The sequence below is a fragment of the Enterocloster aldenensis genome, assembly GCF_003434055.1.
GTDB lineage: Bacteria > Bacillota > Clostridia > Lachnospirales > Lachnospiraceae > Enterocloster > Enterocloster aldenensis.
Genome location: NZ_QVEX01000003.1, coordinates 280,920 through 303,518, shown reverse-complemented (window position 1 = coordinate 303,518; position 22,599 = coordinate 280,920). Strand labels below are relative to the sequence as shown.

The window sequence follows — 22,599 nt, the reverse complement described above, 5'->3', positions numbered from 1 at the left end:
CCTGCCCTACATCTGTTCCTGATCCGGTTCCTGCTGCATCTCCTGCTCTTCCTGGCGGACAATTCCTCCTGACAGCTCGTTGCGGTTGGAGGATACGATATCATAGCTGGACTGCATGGAGGTCATGAACGCATCAAAACGGCCCTTGGCGCCTTCCATGGTATGGTTGATGATGGTCTGAAGGCTGCGCAGCATGTCATCCGTATACTGGATGGAACTTTGCCGGATATTGTTGGCATCATTCACAGCAGCATCCACAATGGCCTGGGCCTGGATGCTGGCCTGCTCCACCACCTGGTCCGCATGGGCGTATGCCTGCTGCATGATTTCATGCTCATTAATCATCTCCGTGGTCTGTTCGCTCACCTGGGCCATCATGGAATCAGCCTGTTTCTTGGCGTCCTCCAGCATGGCATCTGCCTGGGCCTGGGCTTCTCCAAGAATGGTATCCTGCTGGCTGATGATTTTCTGGTACTTCTTAATCTCATCCGGTATACGGAGACGGAGTTCTACCAGCAGCTCTTCCAATTCTTCTTTATTAACAATGATCTTACTGTTGGATAATGCCTGGAATTTACAACTGTCAATATATTCTTCAATCTCGCTGATTAACTGCTCAATTCTACTCATCATATTACTTCTTCTCCTTATCCTGATAAAGACCCATCCTCAGACAATGCAGCATACCGAGCCGTGCAGACGCAGCAGCAGGGTGTGTCTGAAAATTGCTTTCCGCCGGCTGGCAGGAATGAATTTACAAACAGACCCTAGCGTCCTTCCCTCAGTTTCTCCCTCACACGGGCAGCAATGGCCGGATGAAGGAACTCGCTGATATCCCCGTCGTATTCCGCAATCTCTTTTACAATACTGGAACTTAAGTAAGAATACTTAAGGTTCGTGGTCAAAAATATGGTATCAACTTCAGGCGCAATCACCCGGTTGGTCTGGGCCAGCTGAAGTTCGTATTCAAAATCCGTGATGGCGCGCAGGCCCCTTACAATGATGGCAGCGCCATTCTGGCGTACAAAATCAATCAATAAACCCTCAAAGGACTGCACCTCCACATTGGTAAGGGAGACGGTCACTTCTTTTAACATATTAACACGTTCTTCAGCAGAAAACAACGGGGATTTTGCCCGGTTATTCAACACTCCCAATATGACCTTGTCAAATATCTTGGAAGTGCGCTCAATAATATCATAATGCCCTAATGTGACCGGGTCAAAACTGCCCGGATAAACAGCTATCTTCATCTATTCTCCCCTGCCAGCAAACACATGCTTGTTGGTCTTGTACTCCTTGCTTTTTATCATGTGGTATCCTTTTTCCCCAAGCCATCCGAAATCCGTTTCCCTGGATGCCTCTATGATAAAGACGGTTTCATCTGATACCATGGGCGAATGGGCCAGATATTCAAGCACCTGTCCTTCATATCCATGATCATAGGGCGGGTCCATGAACACCAGGTCAAACCTGTAGTCATGCCCCTCCAGCCGCTTAAGGCCTGTCATCACGTCACATGCCATGACCACGGCCCGTTCCTCCAGTCTGGTGGTTCCCAGGTTTTCCCGGATACAGGTTACGGCCTGGGGATTGTTCTCTATCATCACCGCCAGGTCCGCGCCACGGCTTAAAGCCTCAATTCCAATCGCACCACTGCCGGAAAAGAGGTCCAAAAACTGACAGCCCGGTATCTGGGGCTGCAGCATATTAAATAATGTTTCTTTTATTCTATCCGTGGTGGGTCTTGTATCCATACCGTCCACTGTCTTTAAAAGCAGCCTTCTGGCGCTGCCTGCGATTACTCTCATTCAATGCTCCTGTTTATCCATACTGCCAATCCGCAGCAAATTTCATTCCAAACAAGTATAATATGAAAATTCCAGATATACAAGAGGTTTTAAGGATTTTTTAGCATTTTTTTCAATCCCTCAGGGCAGGGTCCCATCTTAGTTTGAAGTTGGCAGGCCCTGGGCAATCCGGCCCGTGAATTCGGCAATGTTCATGGTCTGCATATATATCTTGCCAGGCCCCGTTAGCCTGGTAAGGAACAGGCCTTCCCCGCCGAACAGCATGTTCTTCACTCCCTTGATTGTCTCAATCTCATAAGACACCGTGGGTTCAAAGGCAAACACATTACCCGTATCCACTTTCATCACCTCGCCCGGCGCCAGGGTTTTCTCAACCACATCGCCGTCCACTTCCAGGAACGCCATACCGCTTCCCTTGAGCTGCTGGAGTATGAACCCTTCCCCTCCAAAGAAACCGGCGGAAATCTTTTTTGTGAATACCGTGCTTACCTCAACCGTGGGCTGGGCGCAGAGGAATGCCCCTTTCTGGCATATAAGGCTGGTCCTTGACATATCCACCGGAAGTATCCTGCCCGGAACCGTGGATGCGAAGGCAATGATACAATCCGGTCTGACAGCCGTATAGGTAGCCATGAACAGGGATTCCCCGGTAAACATCCTTCCGATTCCCTTCATCAGCCCGCCTTTTATATTTGAATCCAGGGTCAGGCCCTCACTCATCCATGCCATGCCGCCGGACTGTGTGTACATGGCCTCCCCTGTCATAAGCCTGATTTCAACAACCGGCAGTGTCTCTCCAAGTATCCTGTAATCCATCCTGTCTTTCCTCCTATATCATACTGTTTTTCAGTATAACACAGGATTGGAAGGATTACTTTAAGTAAGTCTTAATATTTCCGGTCACTAAGTCCGCCGCATCCCTGAACCATTTATCTTCCGGATCCGCCGACAGCACAAAACCAATCCTGCCGCACAGGGACTGCAGGTATCTTAATTCCCCCTCTTCCCCCATGGCCAGATATGCGGTTTCGCCCCTATGCCTTAAATGTTCCTTTACCCCGTATTTCAGGCAGTAGTGGACCTCCTGCCTGAGGGCCCTCCTGTATGGAAGCGGAACCTGTACCTTGTCATTGACCACCATTCCTGTCACGGTCTGGCGCACATGCCGTGTAAGGACCTTTGTCTTGGATTGATTCAGTTCAAAGCCCATGGCCCCCAAAAAGCCGTTGACCTTGCCATATACCGCAGAAACACGGAAGTCCCCCGAAAATGTCATATCATCACAGTATCTGGTATACACAATCCCCCTATCCCTGCACCAGCCCTCCATATATGTGTCAAAAGGCTTCATCACCAGGTTGGATATGGCTGCGGACGCCGGGGACCCCTGCGGAAGACGGTCCTGGCAGCAGCACAGGGAGGTAAGGAGCGTCCCCACAGGAACCGGAAAATACCGGCTGTTAAAGGCGCCCCGATGTACCATGGGGAAGGTAATGCTTCCAAAAAAGTCCTTGATATCCAGCTTCAATACCACCTGCTTATCCATATGGCAGGCTGCATTTAACCGGACGGATGCCCCCTTGTGGTAGGCCATGGCGCAGGGGGAAACCTCCAGGCCTTCCAGCACATGGTGCAGGATGTTCCTCTGGACGGTCTTAAGGACAGGGTCAGGCGCCAGGATATGCCGCACTCCCCCGCCCTTTTTTATGAGCTTCTGTTTGTTATAATGTTTCTCCGTATGATTGCTGATTGCGTAAAGACAGGAAAGGACCCTTCCTTGTGTCCATTCCTCCCCTTCCAGGAGGCGGAGGGACAGGATCATTTCCCTGCAGTGTCCAGCCGTACAGTATTTCCATAAACCCGGTTCACCCATCTTATGTTCCTCACATGCATTGGTCGTGTTCATCATAAACAGCACAAAACAGCAGCGGATGATACAAAAGGGGATTCCGTAAGATGCGCAGATGTACAAGCCGCAGGCGTGTGCACATGGAATGTGCGGTTGTACATTGGAGCAGATTACGGTCTTTCGGCCTTACTATCATGATGTTCCTGACAGCGACTCGCTGCCCGGCCGGATTCGCTCAGGATTCCGGAAATGCTATCATTCCGCTGCTGTTTTATGATTGTTTATTGTATCACACCTTGGACCGGGTTGCAACCTGTCCCTTTGCAGCACACCGGGGAATGCTGGATACCTGTCCCTTTGCTGCGCGCCCTGAAATCCGGTTTTATAAAAATTTCTTCACAAATATTCCTGCCAGCCCGTAATACACCTTTTGGGGAAGCAGGCCCGCCAGGACTTTTATAAGCTTCCCCGCCAGATCCGGTACGGAAACCACTTTTCCTTTTTCATAATCCTTCATGGCCCCTGCCACTACTGTTTCCGGATGTCTGAATGCAAACATGCCCTTTTTCTTCTTATCCACGTGCATCCCTGCGCCCTCATGGAAATCCGAATCAATAAAACCAGGACATACCACCTGTACACGTACACCGGTCCCGGCCAGTTCCATGTGAAGCCCTTCGGTAAATGTCACGAGGAAACGTTTGGACGCCGCATATGTAACATTCTTAGGCAGCGGGGCAAAGGCTCCGTCCGATGATATGTTAATGATTGTACCATGATGTTTCTTTTTCATGTCCCGCAGCACGTAGTGGGTAAGTTCCGCAATCGCGGAGGTCTGTAAAAAAATCAGGCGCCGTATGTCCTTGATATCTGAATCAGCAAATTCCAGTCCCAGGCCAAACCCTGCATTGTTAACCAGCACGTCCACAGGCTTTCCATCCATCCGGGCAAGCAGGTTTGCGGTTCCCTGCTCTTCTGCCAGGTCCGTGAGCACCACTTCCACACTGCATCCGTATGCTTCACGGATTTCCTCTGCCCTTTTTTCAATGATATCTTTTCTTCTGCCCGTAATGATTAAATCATATCCTTTCCCGCCAAACCACTTCGCATAAGCCAGGCCCAGGCCGCTGGTTGCACCTGTAATGACCGCATATGTTCTTCTTGTACCGGATACGGATTTATTCTGCATCATATTTAATCCCTTCCTATCTTCTGCTGATTTAGTATCATGTCCCTATATGCTTTCAAACACGCTCCAATGAACAATGTTCACTCACTGTCCGTAAAGAATTCCCGCACCCGCGGGAATCAAATGGCGGGACTTTCTTCCGTCCCTTTCCCAAATCTTTATATGGCTACCTTGGTTTCAGCAACTGTTCCATCAAACCGCGTATCCCTTTTGCCTTCTCCTGGGTTGAATACCCGCCATCCTGGATTACAGGCCATGCCCCGTATAATAGGAAGGAGGCCGCCATGGGTATGCACTCCACGTCCGTCAATCCTTTTTTGTTCATTTGATAGAGTTTTTTTTCCATATACGGTTTCAGCGCCTCACACAGCTGGGCGGACAAAAGCTGGTGAAGGCTGTGGTTCTCCTTCTTATGAAAGAACAGATGATACCGTTCCCTTTTGTCCATCCCGCAAAAATGTCCCTGCATCCTGTCCAGGAATCCGTCCAGCGTATCATCCTCCTCTTCCAGCAGCAGAATCATGGGCGCTGTTATGTCCCTCACATACTGCCGCACCACCGCGTCATATAAAACCTGCTTGGATTCAAAATAGCGGTAGCACAGTCCCGGCACCACATGCATGGCTGCCGCAATATCCCTCATGGTGGCTGCCTCATATCCTTTTTCCATAAAGACATCCATGGCTGTATCCAATATCTCCTGCCTGCGTACTTCCGGTTCCTTGGATATCCTGGCCGTCCTGCGCTCCATTCCCTAAACTTCCTCCCTGTTAACAATTATCATTATCCTTCAAATCCTGTCCTTATGTTAATATCCAGGATATCGGAAGATACTATCAGCATATCACTTTGGCATGGGATTGTCAATGAACATTGTTCAATGGAATGTGCGGCATTGATTTAATGTTACTCCCAAAATTAACCAAAAAACGAAAAACCTTCTAGTGTATTATTGCTGAATCATCACATAATAGGATTGTAGCACAAAACAAGCCGCACACAACTCAAACAAAAGCGGCAAATAAATTTTAAGGAGGCGTTTTATTATGTCTAACAATTCTAACAGAACAAACGTACCAGAAGCAAAGGAAGCAATGGACAAATTCAAGATGGAGGTTGCCAACGAAATCGGTGTTCCGTTAACCAACGGATACAACGGTAACCTGACTTCTGCACAGAATGGTTCCGTAGGCGGTTATATGGTTAAGAAGATGATTGAGTCTTACGAGCGTCAGCTGGCAGGTAAATAAATCTTCCGGACCTGAAGGTTTTAAGAAGTAAGATCTGAACATTGCTGGAAACAGCAGAAAGTCCCCAGGCTATGTGAACACACGGTCTGGGGACTTTCATTTTATTTAATTGTCCATATCCTATTCCACAATCACGACTTTGCCGATCCGTTCCTTTTCAGCCTTTACATCATCCGCATAACCCAATGCGGCCAGTCCATATACCACATGGTTCTCAGGAATGCCAAGGGATGTAAGGACCTGGCGCACGGAGGGTTCATCACAGATGCCCTGAAGCTGGTTGATCCACACAGAGCCGATTCCCATGGAATGGGCTGCCAGGAACATGTTCTCCATGGCGCAGGCATCATCCTCACGTCCAAAAGGGCTTTCACGGTCATTACTTGGAATGATGATGACTTCCGGCTGATACATATCGTATCCGTCCCTGTCCAGGACTTTCCTGATGACAGCTGCCAGTTCCTGGATTTTACCACGGTTTTTCACTGCGGTAAACTGCCAGGTCTGCCTGCCCATGCCGCTGGGGGCGTGCAGCGCGGCCTGTATGATCTGCTGAAGTTCCTCCTCCGGTATGGGTCTGTTCAGGAATTTCCTTGTGCTTCTTCTGGTCAGTATGGTGTTCATTGTCTCGTTCATCCTGCATTTCTCCTTTCATGGTCCTTTATAGGTCCAGCTTCTCCTTTATAGATTCAGCTTCTCGTAATTCGTGCCCAGATAATCCTCGATTTTCCGCTTCAGCTCCCTGTGTTCCTCAAGTTCCAGTTGGGGATCCAGGTCCAGGAGGCGGTCCACTTCTTCTGATACCCGTTTAAGGATATTAGCATCTGTAAAAATATCAGCCAGCTTAAATTCCATGTCCCCGCTCTGCCTGAGGCCGAATATATCCCCTGGTCCCCTGAGCTTAAGGTCCTCTGACGCAATATAGAACCCGTCATTGGAACGGTTAAGGATGTCCAGGCGTTCCCCCGTATTCTCGTCATGGGAGCAGTTGACCATGATACAGAAGGACTGCGCGTCCCCCCGTCCCACACGCCCCCTGAGCTGGTGGAGCTGGGCAAGGCCGAAGCGTTCTGCATTTTCAATCATCATCACCGTGGCGTTGGGGACGTTGACGCCCACCTCAATTACCGTGGTGGATACCAGTACCTGGATTTCTCCTGCCGCAAACCGTTCCATGATTGCATTTTTTTCCTTTGCCTTCATTTTCCCGTGAAGGTACTCCACCGTAATCCCGGAGGACAGCTCTTTTTGCAGGGATTTTGTGTAATCCAGCACATTTTCGGCCTCAATCATCTCGCTGGCCTCTACCATGGGGCAGATGATGTATGCCTGATGTCCCATCTCCACCTGTTTTTGGATAAAGGAATATGCCTTTGGCCGGTATCCCGGGTCCACCACACAGTTCTTAATGGCCTGGCGGCCCTGGGGAAGCTCATCGATGACGGAAATGTCCAAATCCCCGTAAAGGATGATGGCCAGGGTCCTTGGTATGGGCGTGGCGCTCATGACAAGCACATGGGGTTCCTGTCCCTTTGTGCTGAGAAGTTCCCTCTGCCCCACCCCGAACCGGTGCTGCTCATCCGTAATCACCAGGGCCAGGTTATCATAAACCACCTTTTCCTGGATAAGGGCATGGGTCCCGATTATGATATCTGCTTCGTGGCCAGCTATTTTTCCGTAAGCCAGGCGCTTTTCCCTGGCAGTCATGGATCCGGTCACAAGGATTGGTACCTTGGTAATGCCATGGGCCTGAAAAAGGGAGGTCATGGATTCATAATGCTGCCTTGCCAGTACCTCCGTGGGCACCATGAGGGCGCCCTGATATCCATTATATGCTGCCTGGACCAGGGCCAGAATCGCGATGATGGTCTTACCGGAACCCACATCGCCCTGAATCAGACGGTTCATCACCCGTCCGCCCTCCATGTCCCTGTACACTTCCTCCAGGGCACGCTCCTGGGCGCCCGTGAGGGCATAGGGCAGGGAGGACTTAAGGGTACTGGCCTCCTGCACCCGTTTGATTACATAGGGGGAATGCTTATCCTCCCTGTGCTCCTTCATCCGCCTTACGCCTACCAGGAACATGAAGAACTCGTCAAATACAAGGCGTTTCCTGGCAAAAAGCAGTTCTGTCCGGTCTGCCGGGAAATGGATGTGTTCCATGGCATAATTGATTTCCGCCAGTTCATACTTCCTCCTAAGCCCGGCAGGCATATATTCCCGCTCCAGCCTGCGCACCTCAAGGGCCTGCTGCTGTGCCTTTACAATTGTCTTATTGCTAAGCCCCCTGGTCTGCCCATAGACCGGCTGCATGGAATGGGCCACCGCCTCATACGCCTGCGGCGTGAACACTTCCGGCTGTTCCATAACCAGCCGTCCGCGCTTTTTCACCACCCGTCCGCGGAAAACATAGGTCTCTCCTGATTTCAGGTTCGCGCGCATATAAGGCATGTTATACCAGGATACCTGCAGGGAACCGGTCATATCCTTTAACTGTACGGACACAATCCGGATATGGTTTAAACGGACCAGGTCTGCGCCCTTTAGGAGTACGGATTCCACTGCCGCCACAGTCTGGTCCTTGAGCTGGCCAATGGGCACCGGGGCCTCATACGTATCATATGCCCTGGGATAATAGGCAAGCAGGTCGTCAATGCTTAAGACGCCCAGCTTTTCAAATAATTTACCCGTTTTCTCACCAATGCCCTTTAATGAGTGAACCGGCTGTCCGTTTAACATGCAGCAATCTACCTCCTGGAAAAACTATCGTGATGCGTCAAGGGCATTGAGCCCCAGCTTGATGCATCCCATAATGCCCTGATTATCCTTAAGGCTGGCAGGAACAATGTAATTGTCCATATCCCCCAGCTCCTCTGTATTGATATATCCGTTCAGCATTTCAAGCACGTTGGCCCGAATCATGGGGAACAGCTGTTCCTGGTGCATGACGCCTCCGCCCAATATGATTTTCTGAGGGGACAGCACCAGTATATAATCCACCAGTGCCTGGGCTATGTAGTAGCTTTCAAGTTCCCATACCTCCGGCCTGTCCACCAGTTCCACTGCCTTTTTACCCCATCTGGCCTCAATGGCAGGCCCGCTGGCAAAGCCTTCCAGGCAGTTCTTGTGATAAGGGCAGATTCCGCCTTCCGGGTCCTTTGGATGGCGCGGCAGGAATACATGGCCGCCTTCCGGATGCAGCATGCCGTGAAGCAGGCCGCCATTGACCCAGACGCCCACCCCCACGCCGGTCCCGATGGTGATATAAATGACACTGTCAAGGCCTTTGGCGCAGCCGTAAGTCACTTCACCCAGACAGGAGCCGTTCACATCCGTGTCAAGGCCTACCGGTATGCCAAGGGCCTTTTTCAGGTCTCCCACCAGGTCCTTGTGTCTCCATGCCAGCTTGGGTGAATCCAGGATATATCCAAATGTCCCGGACTCCGTTTTCACATCCACCGGCCCAAAAGCACCGATTCCCAGTGCTTCAATTTTCTTATCCTTAAAATACCCGATCAGCTTCGGTATGGTCTCCTGGGGTGTGGTGGTTGGGATTGATATCTGCTCCAGGATCGTGCCGTCTGCCTTGCCAATGGCACATACCATTTTGGTTCCGCCTGCTTCCAATGCTCCGATTAACATAAGTGTTCCCCTTTCATTGTGGTGATTCAATGATTGAATTATACAATCATTTCCTGATTTTGGCTAGACAAAATTATATCTGTGCCCGCCCTCAATCCTGTCCCTGAATGCATCAGGCCCTGACAGCATCTTGTGTCAGGGCCTGAAAGGATATGGCAGCGTATTTGATTGTCTGCTTATTTCCTGCGGCCCAGAACGCGCAGCAGGTAAATGAACAGGTTGATGAAATCCAGGTAAAGCTGAAGCGCGGAGAAAATGGAAGCCTTGGCAGCCATCTCCGGAACCTGGCCATAGTATTCATAATAGGCCTGGATTTTCTTTGTATCATACGCGGTAAAAATCAGGAACAGGAAAATCCCAAACATGGACACCCCTGTCTCAAATGCACTCAAATCGATAAACATGGCAAGGAGCCAGTAGAATACCAGGAAAATCAATCCGCCGACCATAAACGGACGGAGTTTTGCAAAGTTGATGTTCCCAAACCAGCCAATGAGGGCCATGATTCCAAAGAACACGGAAGTAATCCCAAATACCATCCACAGGATGGTCAGGTCAAAAATAATCAGGTATGCGCAGAACACAAGCCCGTTCAGTACCGCATACAGGAAGAACATGGACCTTGCCATTCCCACGGACATCTTCTCAATCCTGGCTGAAAGGAATAGAACCACGCCGATTTCAGCTGCAAACAGGATATAGTGCCAGTAAGGAATGGAATACACATATGCTATGGCGCCTGTCAGCAGGCCGCCCACAGCAACTGCAAAGGTAATCAGGAGACCGGCAAACATCCAGCCAAAGGTCTTGGCAGTGTAACGTCCAAGGGATTCCCTCTCCACCTGTACTTCATAGGACCTGTTCATCATCTCTTCATTCATTTATCATCTCTCCTCTCATCATTTAAAAAAATGAAAACAAAAATATCATATTAAGTATATAACCCACAATAGCGGCTATGACGGCCACTGTCCCCAGGATGACGGAAGCCCTTGCAATGTTGCCCTTGCTGGAGTTCCTGGCATTCTGTCCCAGCGAGATCCCCACGCTTCCAAGAAGGATTCCTCCCAGGGGAGACAGCATAAGGCCCACAATAATCCCCACTATGGAAACAACCATGGCCGGTACCGCGTACTTTGCGTGGTCAGGCACCTGTATGGTCACCACCCTGCCGGCTTCCCCTTCCCGGGCCTGGGGCAGCGGCTGGTGCAGGAGCCGGATAAGTTCCTCCAGACTTTCCCTGAACATCTTCTTGGGCAGTGCGCCCACAAATCCTTTGAGGGCATTCTCCCTGCGCTTGCCAATCCACGCCTCCAGATGGAACAGCCCATCGGCATATTCGTAGCGGATGAACCGGGCGGAGGACAGGATGCCCTCTCCCTCCTGCCACACTTCCTCGCCTTTATGGATTTTCTTTTTAAACCCGCCTTTATTCAGATAATCTTCCATCATGAACCGGACAAAGTCCTGGGGCTGGTCCAGCCTTTCATCTCTCGTCCATCTTGCCATATAATCCGTCCTCTTATCATTCTTCTTATCTTTATTCCGCGGAAATCATATAATAATAAATGGGCTGGCCTCCGTACTGAAGTTCGATCTCCTTATCCGGATACATCTGCTCAGCCTGGCTTACCAGGGCTTTTGCCGCATTCTCACCCACATCGCTTCCGTAATACACGGTGACCAGTTCGCAATCATCATCCAGCATGCACTTTAAGGCATCCAATGCCACCCGGTCCACGGACTTGCCTGCCGCCAGCATCCCATGATCCCCGATGGCCATGATATCCCCTTCCTCAATCTCCATTCCGTCAATATTGGTGGTTCGTACCGCATAGGTTATCTGGGCCGTCTTTACATTGTCCATCTCCTCTGTCATGGCAGCCAGGTTCTCCTCGGCTGACAGGTCTGGCATGAAGTTTACAAGGGCCGTGATTCCCTGGGGCACTGTTTTGGAAGGAATCACGATAATGTTCTTATCCTCGGTCAGATCCCTTGCCTGCTGGGCTGCCATGATGATGTTCTTATTATTGGGAAGGATGAAGATATTGTCCGCATTCACCTTGTTGATGGCATTCAGCATATCTTCCGTGCTGGGGTTCATGGTCTGCCCCCCTTCAATCAGGTAGTCTGCGCCGATTCCCTTAAATATCTCGCTAAGGCCGTCACCGCTTGACACCGCTATGAACCCGTAGGTCCTGCGCTCCTTGGATGGCTGCCCTGCATCTTCGTCCTTCCTGGCCGCCTGTTCCCTTGCCAGCCTCTCGGAGTCCTTGATGATGCGCTCCTGATGCTCTTCCCTCATATTGTCAACCTTCATGCGGGACAGGGAGCCATAGGTAAGGGCTTTTTCAAATGCAAGCCCTGGATGGTCCGTGTGCACGTGAACCTTCACGATTTCGTCATCCGACACCACCACAAGTGAATCGCCAATGGATTCCAGGTAGGACTTTAACTGGATTTCATCCTGGTCCGAGTATTCCTTATCCAGATTGATGATGAATTCCGTACAGTATCCGAACTTGATATCCGCAGTGTCAATATCCGTCAGGGCGGCTGTCCGGGACTTTGGCGCCTCAGGTCCCTTCTGCGCAGGTGCACCGCCCAGGGAGACATCCGTCATCCTGCCTGTGAGCCCGTCAAACGCGCCTTTCACCACCTGCATCAGGCCCTGGCCGCCGGAATCCACCACGCCAGCCTGCTTTAACACAGGCAGCATTTCCGGTGTCTGCTCCAGTACATAATCGCCATAGGCAATGACTTCCCTTGCAAATTCTTCTATATCGTCTGTCTGGGAAGCCATCTCCAGGGCTTTGTCCGACATGCCCTTTGCAACCGTCAGTATGGTTCCTTCCTTTGGCTTCATGACAGCCTTGTATGCTGTTTCGGTACCCCTCACCATGGCATTGGCCAGGGTTGTGGTATCAATCTCTGTTACTGATTTTATTTCCTTTGTAAATCCTCTTAAAAGCTGTGAAAGGATAACCCCTGAATTACCCCTGGCCCCCCTTAAGGAACCCGAGGAAATGGCTTTTGCCAGCTGGTCCATGGTTGGATTCTCCAATTCCGCCACTTCCCTTGCAGCTGCCATGATTGTAAGCGTCATATTCGTACCTGTGTCCCCGTCAGGTACAGGGAACACGTTCAGTTCATTAATCCAGTCTTTCTTGGCCTCAAGGCCTTTTGCTCCTGCCAGGAAGGCGTTCTTTAATTTCCCGGCATCAATTGTACTTATACCCACAAGTTACTTCCTCCTAATCAATCACTCTCACACCTTCCACAAAGATGTTGATTTTCTCAACCTCCATGCCGGTGAATTCTTCTACTCTATATTTCACGCTTTCGATTAAGTTGTCAGATACTGCGGATATGCTGACCCCATAGGATACGATTACATGAAAATCAAAGGATATCCTGTTATCATTAATAACCACATTAATTCCATGGGTCAGGCTCTCTCTTTTAAGCAGTTTGACCAGCCCGTCCTTCATGCTGACAGCGGCCATCCCGACAATGCCAAAACACTCTACCGCTATGGTTCCTGCATATAAAGCAATCACTTCCGGGTTAATCTGTATTTCGCCCATCTTATTGCTGATTCTTCCCTTCATACACATGCCTCCATTCATTTACTAGAGACAGTATACACTATTTTCTGAAAAAAAGAAATAAATTTTTGTTTTTTCACTTGCAAATTTTATCACTTTCTGGTATCATACATTTGTTGTGGATTTTTCTTAGTGGAAGAATCCAAGTAACGTGCTAAGGAGGTGCAATAGTATGGCTAAGTGTGTAATCTGTGAAAAGGCAGCTCATTTCGGTAATAAAGTGAGCCATTCCCATAGAAGATCCAACAAGATGTGGAAAGCTAACGTTAAGTCCGTTAAAGTCAAGGTTAACGGTGGAACCCAGAGAATGTACGTATGTACTTCCTGCTTACGTTCAGGCCTTGTAGAGAGGGCTTAATGAAACAGAATCCGGGGAACGTCTGAGGGCATTGTGAAGCTTAAGAGCTTTGGCAATGCCTTCTTTTTGTCCAAAAATCCGTCCATAAACCAGATTCTGTCAATGAAGCACGAAAGGCCGCCGTGCCCTCTGTCCCGGGCGTCAAAAAGCCACCCCGCAGCAACGAGATACTGCCGGATGGCCCTGTATACCTTATCTGACTTCCTCTTCGAACCGCTCCATCAACAGCAAAAGAGATTATATCCCAATACAAGACAGCCGATAACGAACAGGAAAGTAAAGATTGTCTCCGGAATAAAGAGCAGCACTGCCATCCCAAATCCGAAGCAGAACAGCATAAGACCGCATATTCTTCTCATATCTTAATCATATCCCCCATTCTGCAACAAGCTATATTTCATCATATGCAGAAATCCGGGAATCATTACCTTTGCCGGTTATTTTACCCTCCTGGGTCCGTTTCCTTCCATCACTTTACATCCATGTGCTCGGTTTTACCTGTATCATACGCCGATGCAGTATCCTTTGCAGCCTGCAGGGTCTCATCCGGCACAGCCGGCTTGCCGCCCATGAACTTATTGATGAAATCCGGCGCCATGTCAATCACCTTGGTGATGGCATCCTGGTTCTTTACATTGACCAGCTTGGTGACCCCGTTCTGGATGACAAGGACAGCGCTGGGGCTCATCTTGGCGCTCATGCCCCCGCCGCCTTTCTGTTTCTGTTTCGCGCCCTCTGCAAAAGCCCCGGCCGCCATTCCGCAGGTTACGTCAATAAGGGGGACAATGATGGTCTCTCCCACCTGCACAGGCTCCCCCACCACTGTCTTGGTGGTGACAAACTGGTCCATGCCCTTGAATAATGTTTCTATTGTAGATGTGAACTGATTCTCTGCCATAGTATGTCCTCTTCTCTTTTATTTTATAAAACCGCGGATCATCCTGCGGGTATGTTTATCCATGAACACCTGGACTGCCAGCCACAGGGGATAGGCCAGGCGTATCCTGCCCTTAAAGCTTCCCTCTGCATCCAATACCTTGTCATCGAACACAGGATGCAGGGCAAGCTGTTTGTAAAAGAGCGGATAAATCAGGCTGAATGCCTGAAGCACCTGTCCCGTGGTATAAGGGTCCTCGAAACCAAAGGTGATACTTCCCTTTCCCTTCCGCGGCCAGATATGGGCAATCAGACGTTTCACCTGCCGGTAGAGCAGCTTAAGGCTGGCCTGGTTCTTCCCATCCTCCAGCCACGCCTTTTTATCCTGTGCAAAGGCCTGCATCCCTTTTAGCTTATCACGGATGCGGATAAAAGAAAACTTAAGTTTCTCCCACAGGGCCTTTGCCCGGGACCGGATCCGCCCGGGCAGGGACTGCGGATCCCCAGAAGCAGGGGGCGTGTCCTTTCCGGCTTCTGCACCTTCTGCTTCCGCTTTTGCGTGCCTGCCCAAAGAACTCCTCTCCTCCGCCGATTTCCTGTACCTGGCCTCGTCCTCTTCCAGTTCATGGTACAGGGTCTGCCCCTCCTGGTCCAGGACATCCTCTGTCCCGTCTTTTACCGCATCCGCCGCGTCCTTTAAGGCATCCTTGTCATGCTTGCCCAACAGGCTGAAGCCCAGGACCCTGACCACGAATTTCAGGCCTTCCTTCGTATAAAGCGCACGGAAAGAAAGCAGGTGTAAAAACCAGCTGGCCTTTAAGGCCAGGTCCGGTTCCCCATGCCAGGAAAACTCAGCCTTATACCGGACCGGCGCAAACAGGACGGCCAGTATAATCAGAAGCAGGATTCCCAGGATAACCAGGAGGATGATTCCGATTATTTTTAATATCATAAGCAGAATATGGATCATTTTGCCTCCTTACGTGTCATCCCTTTGATCTGCGGCGTCCAGGTATCCCATGTAAGCATTCCAGTCAAATGCTCCTGTGGCACGGTACATGTCGTCTACCATGGACCGGACCACCTCACCGGCTTCGCCGTACCCCTTTGCCACCCCCAGAATAAGGAATCCCTCATCCTCCCGTTCCTTTTCAGTCAGCAGCAGGACAGGACGTATGTCAAGTATATGATTCCCACTCTCAGGAAGAGTAATCACATATGTGTCCGGGATTGTCCTTCCCTCGCGGATTCCCATGAGGACTTTGGCCCTGTTCTTCAAAGCCCTGTCCCCCATATACAAATGCTTCCACCAGCGCATACATTCATCTCCTGTCACATTTTCTCCATGTCCCGCATCTTACCGGAGTACGGCATACCTGACCAATGTGCCTAAAATATATCATCCTCTTCCATACCATCCTGCTCCATCATATCCGTAATCAGCTTCATGGTAATGGCTTTTTCCATGTAATCCGTACAGCTTACCAGGCTGTTCCTGATATATTCCTGCACCTCATCCAAGGACTGGAAGAATACAGGAAGGCTGGAAAGGACCTTTGCCATGACAGCACGCACCAGCAACCTTGGCTGCCCCTCAAAGGCAGCGGAAAACTCCTCAAAAAACCGGTTGGCTGCTTCTGTAAGTCCTGCCTGGTCCACAATCTCACCGTCCCCCGGTCCGGCAGGCTCAAGGGACATGAAGGAACTTCCTGACAAGAGCATCTCCACCTTGTAAAGTTTTGAGGCTTCGCCCTCCTGGCTTTTTATATCCTTAAGTTCCCCGGATGAAAGCCCGTCCTCCATCCACTGTTCAAAATAGGCTTCCTGACGTCCTTCCAGCCGGTTTAAAAGCCCTGTGATCCCATCCGGGATAGGCGCATCCGCTCCCGCCTCAAACAAAGACAGGATTCCTGAAAGAATCCGTTTCAGGCACTGCTCCTCGGATACCTCCATCATAGCGCTGGCCCTGGAGAGGAAGAGCACATACAGATCATTCACCAGTTCCATCAGCAACATGAGCCTGGCCGTGTCCTCCATCAGCATATGGCCGGCCCGCTTCATCTCATCCGTAAGGTGCCGGTAGGATGACTGGGTCATGGACTTATAGTCCGCTGTCCTGAATTCCTCCAGGATGGAATGCAGTTCCCCGTACCCGGTCACCATGTCGGCAGGAACGTACAGCAGGGCTTCGGAGCGCAGGATATAGAACATATCATTAAGGCTTTCCCTGGTGCTTCCCCGGTACACTGAAAGCCCTTCCTCCACCAGTGAAAAGAATCTGTTCCTGGTAAGCCTGACCGGAAGCTGTCCAAGGACGGAACGGATCCGTTCATTTACCGTAATGGCATCCCGTGCATCCGTGATATAGGCCATGATGCGCTCTGTCATGGCTTCATCATGGTCTTCCCCGCCCATGGTCCCCACTGGCTGCGGCGCAAACCGCCCTTCCAGCCGGTTCAGCACATATTCATATGCCTGGAATGCATCGGTGTAGGCAGTGGCTGTCTCCATCTCCGCCATCACCTGACTCCTCAGTCCCCACAAGGCGTCTTCTGCGCAGGTCCCATCCAGGAACCCGCGCAGCAGGCCGTGGAAAGCCGTATTAAGCGGCTCCAGCCTGTTGTCCGGCAGGGATTCCTCAAGGGAGGTCTCATAATACATATAATAATTCAGGGCCAGCCGTGTATAGGAATAATGGCAGGCCGCTGAAAGCTGTCGTTTCATTCTTTTTATCTGCAATGTTAACAATCTCCCTGTTCCAATATGCAAAGGCGCACCAAATCAAGGGCCTTCATCATGGATTGTTCCCGTATCTTATCCCTGTTTCCCTTAAAATGATATTCCCGCACCGTCACCTTTCCCTTAAGGCAGCATGCCATATACACAAGTCCCACCGGTTTCTTATCCGTGCCGCCGTCCGGCCCTGCAAGGCCTGTGATGGCCACGCAGACATCGGTCCGGCTCATGGCAGCGCCTCCTGCCGCCATCTCAGCAGCGGTCTGCCCGCTGACTGCCCCGTAAGCCTTAAGCGTCTCCTCCTTCACTCCCAGAAGACGCATCTTGGCTTCATTGGAATAAGTGACCATGCCCTGCATGAACACCTGGGACACCCCGGAAACATTGACCAGCTTAGCCGCAACCATGCCTCCTGTACATGATTCAGCCGTTGACATGGTAAGCTTATGCTTCTTTAACAGCTCCACCACCGCCATCTCCAGGCTGACCTTCTCATCCGTGGTATAGATTTTCTCCTTGAACCGCCTGCTGATTTCTTCCAGCACCGGCTCAATCAGGGCCTCTGCATCTTCCCTGTTCCCGGCCCTGGCCGTGATCCGCAGATGTACCTCAGCGGTCTTGGCATACGTTGCAATGGTGGGATTGGTCTGGCTGTCAATCAGGTCCAGTATCCGGTCCTCCACCTGGCTCTCGCCGCATCCGCAGATTTTTACCATCCTGGATACAAGGACGGACTGCTGGCGCTTTTGAAGCCATGGGAACACCTGGTCATTGAACATGGGGTACAGCTCTCCCGGAGGTCCCGGAAGCAAAATGGCAGCCTTGCCTTCCCGTTCCAGGATCAGCCCCGGGGCCATGCCGTTATGGTTGTCAAGGACCAGCGCACCCTTTGGCACGGTGGCCATTTTCCAATTGTTTTCCGGAATCTCCCTGTATATGTTATTTACAAAAAATGCTTCCAGATGCTTCCTTGTATGCGGGTCTTCCACCAGCTCCATACCCATGACGGCGGCGCATACCTCCTTTGTCAGGTCATCTTCCGTGGGACCCAGGCCTCCGGTCAGTATGATAAGGTCCGACCGTTTAAGGGCTGTTTCAATCACATCCTTCATCCGTCCGTAATTGTCCCCCACCGTGACCTGATAATACATATCGAATCCAAGGAGGGCGCACTTTTCCGCCAGGAACCGGGTATTGCTGTTCACAATATTCCCCATTAACAGTTCGGTGCCCACTGAAATCAATTCCGCTGTCATCCTACATGCCTCCCTCAGTGAGAATCCTGTAATTCTTAGCCACATAGTCCACCAGTGAAATGATGGTCAGGGCCACTGCAATCACCACGGTTATGTTGGCCACCATGCGCAGGGCCGGGATATCAAATATCAGCAGGATGACCGCAATCATCTGGAAGGTGGTCTTGAACTTGCCCCAGTAGCTGGCAGCAATCACCACGCCGTTGTCAGCCGCAACCAGACGGAAGCCGCTGATAATGAACTCGCGGCTGATGATTATGATCACGACCCAGGCAGCAAGCTGTCCCAGTTCAATCAGGCAGATAAGGGCGGAACACACCAGGAGCTTATCCGCAAGGGGATCCATGAACTTGCCGAAGTTTGTGACCATGTTGTATTTGCGGGCAATCTTGCCGTCAAACAGGTCCGTAAGGCTGGCAATGATGAACAGGACATTGGCAACAATACGCATGGTGTAATTATTGCCATGGTCAAACAGCAGTGCAGCTACAAAAAAAGGAATCAAACACACTCTTACAATCGTCAGTTTATTGGGCAGATTCATCGCACACCTCTCCTATCAGATCATATTCAGCGGCTCCGGTCACCTTTACCCTTACAAAGTCGCCAGACATCAGTTCCATCTCAGCATTCACAAATATCAGTCCGTCCACATTGGGCGCGTCCATATAAGTCCTTCCCACATAAACAGGCTCATCCACCACCTTCCCTTCAATCAGCACGGTCAGGACACGTCCCACCATGTCCTCACAATGTCCAAAGGCAATGTCCTGCTGCAGTTCCATGATTTCGTCCCTGCGCCCTTCCTTCACTTCCTGGGGCACCTGGTCCGGATAAGAATACGCAGGCGTGTCCTCCTCTGCGGAATAGGCAAATACCCCCAGCCTTTCAAATTCCATCTCATTGACAAAATCCATCAGTTCCTCATGATCTGCCTGGGTCTCGCCCGGAAACCCGGAAATCATGGTGGTGCGCAGCGCTATATCCGGAATCTCCCTGCGAAGCTTTGCAATGCGCTCCGTCAGCTCCTCCCGGTTGGTCCTCCGTCCCATACGCTTAAGAATCCGGTTGCTGGCATGCTGGATTGGGATATCCAGATAATGACAGACCTTTTCTTCCGTGCGTATGGCTTCAATCAGTCCGTCCGTAATCTCTTCCGGATAGCAATACTGGATCCGTATCCACTGGATGCCCGGAATCTGAGCCAGTTCATGCAGCAGCTTTGGAAGGGACTTCTCACCATAGATATCCTTGCCGTAAAGGGTGGTCTCCTGGGCTACCAGGATCAGTTCCTTTACCCCTCCCTGGGCCAGCTGCCTGGCTTCCTCCAGAAGCTGTTCCATAGGCACGCTGCGGTAAGGCCCCCTCAGGTATGGGATGATGCAGTAGGTGCAGCGCTTATCACATCCTTCCGCTATTTTCAAAAAAGCATAATAGCCGCCAGTGGTCACCACCCGCGCAGCCTTCGTGTCAGGAAGTTCCCCCAGGTCATGGAAGCTGGTCAGATGGGTGGTTCCCCTGCCCTCCAGCACCTGTTTCACGATTCCAGCCACATCCTCGTAGGACGTAGTGCCTAAAATGGCGTCCACCTCAGGGATTTCATCCAGGATTTCCTGCTTATACCGCTGTGCCAGGCACCCTGTCACAATCAAGGCCCTGCAGGCCCCTTCTTCCTTTAAACGCGCCATTTCCAGGATTGTATTCACACTCTCCTCCTTGGCATCCCCGATAAAGCAGCATGTATTCACAAGAATCACTTCTGCTTCCATCTCGTCATCCGTAAATGTAAAACCGGTCCCGCCCAGCAGTCCCAGCATTTTCTCCGTATCCACAAGGTTCTTATCGCATCCCAGGGACACGCAAAATAATTTCATGTTTTCCATATGTCAGATTTACTCCTAATGAACATTTAAGCCATCCCTGCTGTGCCCGCAGCGCCGGGAATGACCCTGCCTGCTGCGATGTACAGGAGACGGCTTATGATTTTATGCGTTCTGGTTCTCTTCTTCCTCGGTTGGGTTTTCCTCTTCCGGAAGGATTTTCACCTTCTGGTGGTATAGTTCGTCAATGGCAATGGACAATGGCTTCTTGCCTGCTGCGCCGCTGACCATGGGGTCTTCACCCCCGATGATCTGTCTGGCGCGTCTGGAAGCTGCAATGACAATGGAATAGCGGCTCTGTACCACCGGCTGCTCTCCTGGCTCGATATCGCTGTTAACTACGTCAATTAAATCGGTGTATGATGGATGTAACATATTACATTCCCCTTTCAATCTTAATATTTTATTTTCTGTCGTCCAAGTGATATAAATCTTCCCGCATCCTGCTGAGAAAATCCAGATGGTAGGAAGTCTTATTGTGCTGGAGCTGGATCAGCTGATGCATCTGCTCCACGCAGGGCTGTATCTCATCATTAATCAGCAGATAATCATATGCCTCCATACCTGCTGCCTCCTCTGCGGCACGCCGCAGCCTTGCGTTAATGACCTCAATGGTCTCCGTGCCGCGTCCCACCAGGCGGCGGCGCAGTTCCTCTGCATTGGGAGGCGTGATAAAGAGAAGCAGCGCGTCCGGAAAACGCTTTTTCACTTTCAGGGCGCCCTGGATTTCAATCTCCAGGATCACATCCTTGCCTTCCGCCATTTTCTTCTCAACATACTCCCTTGGGGTTCCGTAATAATGATTGACGTACTGGGCATATTCCACCAGCTGGTTCTCCTCAATCATCTGCTGGAAGAGCTCCTTCGTGACAAAGAAATAGTCCTCCCCGTCCTTCTCGCCTTCCCTGGGCTGCCTTGTGGTGGCTGATACAGACAGCGCATAGTTATCGTATTGCTTCAGCAGCTCCTTCATAAGTGTTCCCTTGCCTGCACCGGAAAAACCGGATACAACCACTAATATTCCCTGATGGTCCATGGTGTGCTCTCCTGACTTACGCGCTGCGCTTATTCGATATTCTGTATCTGTTCCCTGACCTTCTCTATCTCGGTCTTAAGGGCAATGGCCTTGTCCGAAATGGACAGGTCATTGGACTTGGAAAGGATGGTGTTGGCTTCCCGGTTCATCTCCTGGGCAATGAAGTCCAGCTTGCGGCCAACACTCCCGCCGCTCAATAAATCTTTCCTTGTGTTCTCAATATGGCTTCTCAGCCGTACCGTCTCCTCATCCACGCAGATCTTATCCGCATAGATGGTAACCTCTGCCGCAATCCGGCCCTCATCCATGGCTGTGCCGTTTAACAGTTCCTGGACCTTGGCCTCCAGCTTTGCCCTGTACTCTGTCAGTATCTGCGGTGAACGCCCTTCAATGTAATCCACCAGGCCGGTCATATAATCCAGCTTGCCAAGAAGGTCATTCTTCAAATGCTCCCCTTCCACCTCCCTGGACTGCACGAACCTCACCGCGGCATCCTCAAGGGCGGCCGACAGGATTCCCCACAGATGTTCCTCATCATCCGGCGCCTGCTCCATGGAGAATACTTCAGGGAACTTGGCCAGTGTGGAAACCTTCACATCATTCTGTATGCTGAATTCTTCCGCCATCTTATTGAAATAATCCATATATTCAGCTGCCAGCGCACGGTTATACTTAAGGCACATGTTGCCCTGCGTATAGTCCTCGTAGTTGATGAACAGGTCAACCTTCCCCCTCTGGATGTATTTCTTAAGAAGGGTCCTGATGGAAGCTTCAAAGTAATTAAACTTCTTTGGCATCTTAATACTCAAGTCCAGATATCTGTGATTCACGGCTTTCATTTCGACAGAAATCCTATATTCATCGGTTATATTCTCGCACCTGCCGAAACCAGTCATGCTTTTTAACATAACAAATGCCTCTCTTTCGCTTTTATCCATAGTTAGATAGTATTATAATTCATCTGCGGATTCAAGTCAAGGAAATGATTGGGTGGGGTTGTATGGGATGACGGGGAAGTGCATCCGTCCGTGAGGAAGGGAGCCGGAGGAGGGGGATACGGCTCCCTTCCTCACCCGCTAGGTGTTTCTGTTTGCCGTATCTGCATGCA

The 22,599-nt window shown here is 50.7% G+C and carries 27 protein-coding genes; 2 read left to right on the top strand and 25 right to left on the bottom strand.

The window, feature by feature from the left end; all coding sequences use genetic code 11:
• Positions 1 to 6 precede the first annotated feature (6 nt).
• From DWX59_RS09730 to DWX59_RS09700, 7 genes are all read right to left on the bottom strand, one after another.
• On the bottom strand, positions 7 to 633 hold the full coding sequence (locus DWX59_RS09730) for an ATP synthase subunit B family protein (protein ID WP_117558495.1): 627 nt from the start codon (positions 631 to 633) through the stop codon (positions 7 to 9).
• A 134-nt stretch (positions 634 to 767) separates the two neighbouring features.
• Positions 768 to 1,253: a pantetheine-phosphate adenylyltransferase gene (coaD, locus tag DWX59_RS09725; protein WP_117558493.1), complete on the bottom strand. Its 486-nt coding sequence runs from the start codon at positions 1,251 to 1,253 to the stop codon at positions 768 to 770.
• Positions 1,254 to 1,811 carry a 16S rRNA (guanine(966)-N(2))-methyltransferase RsmD gene (rsmD, locus tag DWX59_RS09720; RefSeq protein ID WP_117558491.1) on the bottom strand — a complete coding sequence of 186 codons (558 nt, stop codon included), beginning with the start codon at positions 1,809 to 1,811 and terminating at the stop codon, positions 1,254 to 1,256.
• Positions 1,812 to 1,949: 138 nt separating this feature from the next.
• Positions 1,950 to 2,627 carry a TIGR00266 family protein gene (locus DWX59_RS09715; protein ID WP_117558489.1) on the bottom strand — a complete coding sequence of 226 codons (678 nt, stop codon included), beginning with the start codon at positions 2,625 to 2,627 and terminating at the stop codon, positions 1,950 to 1,952.
• A gap of 55 nt (positions 2,628 to 2,682) precedes the next feature.
• The gene (locus tag DWX59_RS09710) at positions 2,683 to 3,684 is read right to left on the bottom strand and encodes a reverse transcriptase family protein (protein WP_117558487.1); all 1,002 of its coding nucleotides are present in this window, start codon (positions 3,682 to 3,684) and stop codon (positions 2,683 to 2,685) included.
• 358 nt (positions 3,685 to 4,042) lie between these two features.
• Positions 4,043 to 4,852, bottom strand: a complete 810-nt coding sequence (locus DWX59_RS09705) for an SDR family NAD(P)-dependent oxidoreductase (protein WP_227116644.1) — start codon at positions 4,850 to 4,852, stop codon at positions 4,043 to 4,045.
• Between the two features lie 163 nt (positions 4,853 to 5,015).
• A complete protein-coding gene (locus tag DWX59_RS09700; protein WP_117558485.1) occupies positions 5,016 to 5,600 on the bottom strand; it encodes a TetR/AcrR family transcriptional regulator in 585 nt (194 codons plus the stop codon).
• Between the two features lie 295 nt (positions 5,601 to 5,895).
• Between DWX59_RS09700 and DWX59_RS09695 the strand changes: the two genes are divergently transcribed.
• On the top strand, positions 5,896 to 6,099 hold the full coding sequence (locus DWX59_RS09695) for an alpha/beta-type small acid-soluble spore protein (protein WP_007864332.1): 204 nt from the start codon (positions 5,896 to 5,898) through the stop codon (positions 6,097 to 6,099).
• A 120-nt stretch (positions 6,100 to 6,219) separates the two neighbouring features.
• On the opposite strand, the gene DWX59_RS09690 is transcribed toward DWX59_RS09695, so the two are convergent.
• The 7 genes from DWX59_RS09690 to DWX59_RS09660 form a co-directional block, all read right to left on the bottom strand.
• Positions 6,220 to 6,735 (bottom strand): nitroreductase family protein, encoded by a 516-nt coding sequence (locus DWX59_RS09690; RefSeq protein WP_117558483.1) that lies wholly within the window; start codon positions 6,733 to 6,735, stop codon positions 6,220 to 6,222.
• 45 nt (positions 6,736 to 6,780) lie between these two features.
• Positions 6,781 to 8,838: an ATP-dependent DNA helicase RecG gene (recG, locus tag DWX59_RS09685; RefSeq protein ID WP_117558481.1), complete on the bottom strand. Its 2,058-nt coding sequence runs from the start codon at positions 8,836 to 8,838 to the stop codon at positions 6,781 to 6,783.
• Positions 8,839 to 8,862: 24 nt separating this feature from the next.
• Positions 8,863 to 9,741, bottom strand: coding sequence for an ROK family protein (locus DWX59_RS09680; RefSeq protein ID WP_117558479.1), 879 nt, complete (start codon positions 9,739 to 9,741; stop codon positions 8,863 to 8,865).
• 176 nt (positions 9,742 to 9,917) lie between these two features.
• Positions 9,918 to 10,622 (bottom strand): Bax inhibitor-1/YccA family protein, encoded by a 705-nt coding sequence (locus tag DWX59_RS09675; protein WP_117558477.1) that lies wholly within the window; start codon positions 10,620 to 10,622, stop codon positions 9,918 to 9,920.
• A gap of 22 nt (positions 10,623 to 10,644) precedes the next feature.
• A complete protein-coding gene (locus DWX59_RS09670; protein ID WP_117558475.1) occupies positions 10,645 to 11,250 on the bottom strand; it encodes a DUF4190 domain-containing protein in 606 nt (201 codons plus the stop codon).
• 31 nt (positions 11,251 to 11,281) lie between these two features.
• Complete coding sequence (locus DWX59_RS09665; protein ID WP_117558473.1) at positions 11,282 to 12,982, bottom strand: DAK2 domain-containing protein; 1,701 nt, start codon at positions 12,980 to 12,982, stop codon at positions 11,282 to 11,284.
• A 13-nt stretch (positions 12,983 to 12,995) separates the two neighbouring features.
• Positions 12,996 to 13,352 (bottom strand): Asp23/Gls24 family envelope stress response protein, encoded by a 357-nt coding sequence (locus DWX59_RS09660; protein ID WP_117558471.1) that lies wholly within the window; start codon positions 13,350 to 13,352, stop codon positions 12,996 to 12,998.
• Positions 13,353 to 13,521: 169 nt separating this feature from the next.
• On the opposite strand from DWX59_RS09660, the gene rpmB reads away from it, so the two are divergent.
• Positions 13,522 to 13,707 carry a 50S ribosomal protein L28 gene (rpmB, locus tag DWX59_RS09655; protein WP_007864321.1) on the top strand — a complete coding sequence of 62 codons (186 nt, stop codon included), beginning with the start codon at positions 13,522 to 13,524 and terminating at the stop codon, positions 13,705 to 13,707.
• 221 nt (positions 13,708 to 13,928) lie between these two features.
• Here the strand turns inward: rpmB and DWX59_RS28680 are convergent, their stop codons facing one another.
• From DWX59_RS28680 to DWX59_RS09605, 11 genes are all read right to left on the bottom strand, one after another.
• The gene (locus DWX59_RS28680; protein ID WP_008725494.1) at positions 13,929 to 14,066 is read right to left on the bottom strand and encodes a hypothetical protein; all 138 of its coding nucleotides are present in this window, start codon (positions 14,064 to 14,066) and stop codon (positions 13,929 to 13,931) included.
• A gap of 110 nt (positions 14,067 to 14,176) precedes the next feature.
• Entirely contained in the window at positions 14,177 to 14,605 is a 429-nt protein-coding gene (locus DWX59_RS09650) for a GerW family sporulation protein (RefSeq protein WP_117558469.1), read from the bottom strand.
• An 18-nt stretch (positions 14,606 to 14,623) separates the two neighbouring features.
• On the bottom strand, positions 14,624 to 15,553 hold the full coding sequence (locus DWX59_RS09645; protein WP_117558467.1) for a DUF2953 domain-containing protein: 930 nt from the start codon (positions 15,551 to 15,553) through the stop codon (positions 14,624 to 14,626).
• Between the two features lie 9 nt (positions 15,554 to 15,562).
• Positions 15,563 to 15,877 carry a hypothetical protein gene (locus DWX59_RS09640; RefSeq protein ID WP_117558654.1) on the bottom strand — a complete coding sequence of 105 codons (315 nt, stop codon included), beginning with the start codon at positions 15,875 to 15,877 and terminating at the stop codon, positions 15,563 to 15,565.
• 95 nt (positions 15,878 to 15,972) lie between these two features.
• Positions 15,973 to 17,307 carry a hypothetical protein gene (locus tag DWX59_RS09635; protein WP_227116645.1) on the bottom strand — a complete coding sequence of 445 codons (1,335 nt, stop codon included), beginning with the start codon at positions 17,305 to 17,307 and terminating at the stop codon, positions 15,973 to 15,975.
• A gap of 17 nt (positions 17,308 to 17,324) precedes the next feature.
• A complete protein-coding gene (locus tag DWX59_RS09630) occupies positions 17,325 to 18,575 on the bottom strand; it encodes a competence/damage-inducible protein A (RefSeq protein ID WP_117558463.1) in 1,251 nt (416 codons plus the stop codon).
• Between the two features lies 1 nt (position 18,576).
• A complete protein-coding gene (gene pgsA, locus DWX59_RS09625; RefSeq protein ID WP_117558461.1) occupies positions 18,577 to 19,119 on the bottom strand; it encodes a CDP-diacylglycerol--glycerol-3-phosphate 3-phosphatidyltransferase in 543 nt (180 codons plus the stop codon).
• Positions 19,103 to 20,458 (bottom strand): 30S ribosomal protein S12 methylthiotransferase RimO, encoded by a 1,356-nt coding sequence (gene rimO / locus DWX59_RS09620; RefSeq protein ID WP_173906137.1) that lies wholly within the window; start codon positions 20,456 to 20,458, stop codon positions 19,103 to 19,105. Before rimO ends, pgsA begins: the two co-directional genes overlap by 17 nt.
• A gap of 102 nt (positions 20,459 to 20,560) precedes the next feature.
• Positions 20,561 to 20,830, bottom strand: coding sequence for a DNA-directed RNA polymerase subunit omega (gene rpoZ, locus DWX59_RS09615; RefSeq protein WP_117558459.1), 270 nt, complete (start codon positions 20,828 to 20,830; stop codon positions 20,561 to 20,563).
• Between the two features lie 28 nt (positions 20,831 to 20,858).
• Entirely contained in the window at positions 20,859 to 21,491 is a 633-nt protein-coding gene (gene gmk, locus DWX59_RS09610) for a guanylate kinase (protein WP_117558457.1), read from the bottom strand.
• Positions 21,492 to 21,520: 29 nt separating this feature from the next.
• Entirely contained in the window at positions 21,521 to 22,399 is an 879-nt protein-coding gene (locus DWX59_RS09605; RefSeq protein WP_117558455.1) for a YicC/YloC family endoribonuclease, read from the bottom strand.
• Positions 22,400 to 22,599: the final 200 nt, after the last annotated feature.